Source organism: Microbacterium sp. (assembly GCF_051953575.1).
GTDB lineage: Bacteria > Actinomycetota > Actinomycetes > Actinomycetales > Microbacteriaceae > Microbacterium.
This window is the reverse complement of the sequence record NZ_JBQCIP010000044.1, coordinates 1-3,313: the sequence shown is the minus strand read 5'-3', so window position 1 is coordinate 3,313 and position 3,313 is coordinate 1. Positions and strand designations below refer to the sequence as shown.

General features: G+C 70.1%; 4 protein-coding genes. 2 read left to right on the top strand and 2 right to left on the bottom strand.

The genetic code is table 11. From position 1 onward, the window contains the following. Positions 1-647: phosphate signaling complex protein PhoU (gene phoU, locus ACTHNQ_RS03190; protein WP_440331031.1), on the bottom strand; the 647-nt coding region annotated here is incomplete at its 3' end. Between the two features lie 169 nt (positions 648-816). Between phoU and ACTHNQ_RS03185 the strand changes: the two genes are divergently transcribed. Next, on the top strand, positions 817-2,061 hold the full coding sequence (locus ACTHNQ_RS03185) for a sensor histidine kinase (protein ID WP_440331029.1): 1,245 nt from the start codon (positions 817-819) through the stop codon (positions 2,059-2,061). Further along, complete coding sequence (locus ACTHNQ_RS03180) at positions 2,058-2,741, top strand: response regulator transcription factor (RefSeq protein WP_018172591.1); 684 nt, start codon at positions 2,058-2,060, stop codon at positions 2,739-2,741. The genes ACTHNQ_RS03185 and ACTHNQ_RS03180 overlap by 4 nt, the downstream gene beginning before the upstream one ends. Before the next feature lie 70 nt (positions 2,742-2,811). Here the strand turns inward: ACTHNQ_RS03180 and ACTHNQ_RS03175 are convergent. Then, positions 2,812-3,313, bottom strand: a 502-nt coding sequence (locus tag ACTHNQ_RS03175) for a DNA modification methylase (protein ID WP_440331026.1), incomplete at its 5' end; no start/stop codon positions are given.

Sequence of the window (3,313 nt, the reverse complement as noted above, 5' to 3'; positions counted from 1 at the left end):
GTCGACGTGGTCCAGTCGCCCGTGGACAGATAGGCGACCTTCTTGGCGACGGACACCGCGTGGTCGCCGAAGCGCTCGTGATAGCGGCTGGCGAGCGTGGCGTCGACAGTGGCGGACGGGTCGCCCTGCCAGCTGTCGCTGAGCACCTTCTCGAACACCGAGACGTGCAGCTCGTCCAGGTTGTCGTCGGCGTTGCGGATCTGCTCGATGAGATCGCCGTCCTGCGTGCGCAGCAGCTCCGTGAGCTGACGGGCGGCCTCGACGTCGAGCTCACCCATCTTCAGGAAGGTGGACTTCAGGCCCTTGGGGATGGCGCGCTCGGGGAAGCGCATGCGGGTGAGCTGGGCGATGTGCTCGGCGATGTCGCCCATGCGCTCCAGCGACGCGCTCATGCGCAGTGCGCTGACGACGATGCGCAGGTCGCGCGCCACCGGCTGCTGACGCGCGAGGATCTCGATGGCCAGCTCGTCGAGCTCGACCGCCTTCTCGTCGATCACCGCGTCTGCTTCGATGACCTCCTCGGCGAGGGCCACGTCGCTGGTGCCGAACGCCCGCGTCGCCTTGTCGATGGCCACCGTGACGAGCTCGGCGATCTCGACGAGACGCCCCTGCACGTCCTCTAGGGACTGGTGGAAGACTTCGCGCATTCCGATGCACCTTTCGTGGTTTTCGGGCAGGCGTCCGCCCGCGGCCTCGGCGATTCTCGTCAGAGAAGGTTAACGGACGGTGCCGGGGTGGTGAACAGTCATGGGAACGTGGTGCACCCGCGGGCTCCCGGGCGGAAAGCGCCCGGTGCGTGCCCCTACGCTGGGACCCATGGACTCCACGCAGCTCGCGCTGCTCGCCCTTCTCGTGGGGGTCATCGTCGGCGGATCGGTGTCCGCCGTGACCGTCGCCGCGTTGCGCGCCCGTGACCGCGCGCGGAACGAACAGGTGACGGACGTCCCCGAAGGAGTGCGGGAGGTCCTCCACGGGATGGACGACGCGGCGGTCGTGATCGACTCGTCCTTCACGGTCCTGGCGGCCTCGGCGGCGGCGACGCCCTTCGGCCTGATCGAAGGGACGGCGCTTCCCACGGAGGAGCTGAGGGCCCTGTCGCGGCGCGTGCGCGGCAGCGAGGCCGCTGTCACCGCACCGTCCGCCACCGAGACCATGCGGCTGCGTCGCGGCGCGCTGCCCGCCGAGCCGCGACTGGTGGTCGTGCGGGCGACCCGCATCTCCGCCCGGCTGACGCTGCTTGTGCTGCGCGACATCACCGAGCGCGAGCGCGTCGAAGAGATGCGGCGCGACTTCGTCGCCAACACGAGCCACGAGCTCAAGACCCCTGTCGGGGCGGTGAGCCTGCTCGCCGAGGCCATTGAGTCGGCCGCCGACGATCCGCCGCAGGTGCGCATCTTCGCCACGCGGCTGCAGGCCGAAGCGTCCCGTCTCGCACTGCTGACGTCGCGCATCATGAACCTGTCGCGCCTGCAGGCGGCCGACGAGCTGACGCTGCGCGACGTGTCGATCGACGAGGTCGTCGCCTCGGCGCTGGACGCGCACGCCATCCAGGCGGACTCCGCCGGCGTCGAGGTGGTGCGCGGCGGCAGTCGCGGCCACTACGTGCAGGGTGACGCCCAGGTGCTGAGCGAGGCCGTCGGCAACCTCATCGCCAACGCGATCGCCTACTCGCCGCGCGGATCGAGCGTCGGGGTCGGCGTCAAGTCGGTCGACGGCGCCATCGAGATCGCCGTGACCGATCGGGGCATCGGCATCGCCGAGGGCGACCAGGACCGCGTGTTCGAACGCTTCTATCGCGCCGATCCCGCGCGGGCGCGCCGCACAGGGGGCAGCGGACTGGGCCTGTCGATCGTCAAGCACGCCGTGCAGCGCCACGGCGGCGAGGTGCGGCTCTGGTCGCGGCCCGGTCGGGGCTCGACGTTCACGATCCGCCTGCCCGAGTCCGCGGCGCCCGCGGTCGAGCCGGCCCCCAAGCGCGGCCGCAAGAAGAAGCGGCCGGCTCCTGCGAAGCCGGCCGTCGCGCCGGCCCCTGAACCCGCTGCGAATGGAGAACCCGCATGACCCGCGTCCTGATCGTCGAGGACGAGCCCGACCTGGCCGACCCGCTCGCCTACCTGCTGCGCCGAGAAGGGTACGAGGTCGAGATCGCCGAGGACGGCCCGGCCGCGCTCAACGCCTTCCGTGACCGCGGTGCCGACATCGTGCTGCTCGACCTCATGCTGCCGGGGATGCCGGGCACCGAGGTGTGCCGTCAGATCCGCACCACGTCGGCGGTTCCGATCATCATGCTCACCGCGAAGGACTCCGAGGTCGACATCGTCGTGGGGCTGGAGCTCGGCGCGGACGACTACGTCACCAAGCCGTACTCGGCGCGTGAGCTCCTGGCGCGCATGCGGGCGGTGCTGCGCCGCTTCTCGCAGATCGACGCCGATCTGGAGGACCGGGTGCTCGAAGGCGGCCGCGTGGTCCTCGACATCGACCGGCACACCGTCGCGGTCGACGGCGACGAGATCAACATGCCGCTCAAGGAATTCGAACTGCTCGAGGTGCTGATGCGCAACGCCGGCCGGGTCCTCACCCGCGGCCAGCTCATCGATCGCGTGTGGGGGAGCGACTACTTCGGCGACACCAAGACGCTCGACGTGCACATCAAGCGCATCCGGTCGCGGATCGAGCAGAACCCCGGGTCGCCCGAGATGCTGGTGACGGTCCGAGGCCTGGGCTACCGCTTCGAGGGCTGAGACGAGAAAGACGGAGTGGGGAGCGTCCGAGGACGCGCCCCACTCCGTCTGTGCACGGACGAGCCCCGCGTCAGGGGGCCAGTGCCGAGAGGTAGTCGAGCGAGCCGTCGAGCACCGGGATCGAGACCAGGGCCCCGTCGGCGTCGCCGGACTGGAAGAACGTGGTGACATCGGTGCCCGGGAGGCCCTCGAAGTCCTTGATCTCGAGCGGCTCGTCCTCATCGGAGCCGAGGCTGACGGTCGTGTTCGCCGGCACGCGGATCTTGAGGGTCGGGCCGCCCTCTCCGAACTCGACGTTCAGCGTGTGCGACTTCTCGGTGTCGTTGATGATCGCGGCCACGAAGTTGCCGGCCGTGCCTTCGTCGTTGGCGACGATGAACGCGTTGCGCACCTCGAGAGGGCCGGAGCCGTGGACGTTGGTGCCCTCAGCCGCCGAGTAGGGGATCGTCGTCGCCTGCGGCGAGATCATGCTGCAGCCGGTGGTCGTGAGCACGAGCGCGGCCCCGACGGCCAGCGACGCGATGAGGCGGCGGTTCACAGATCCTCCCAGGACGTTTCGGTACCCCGCCAGT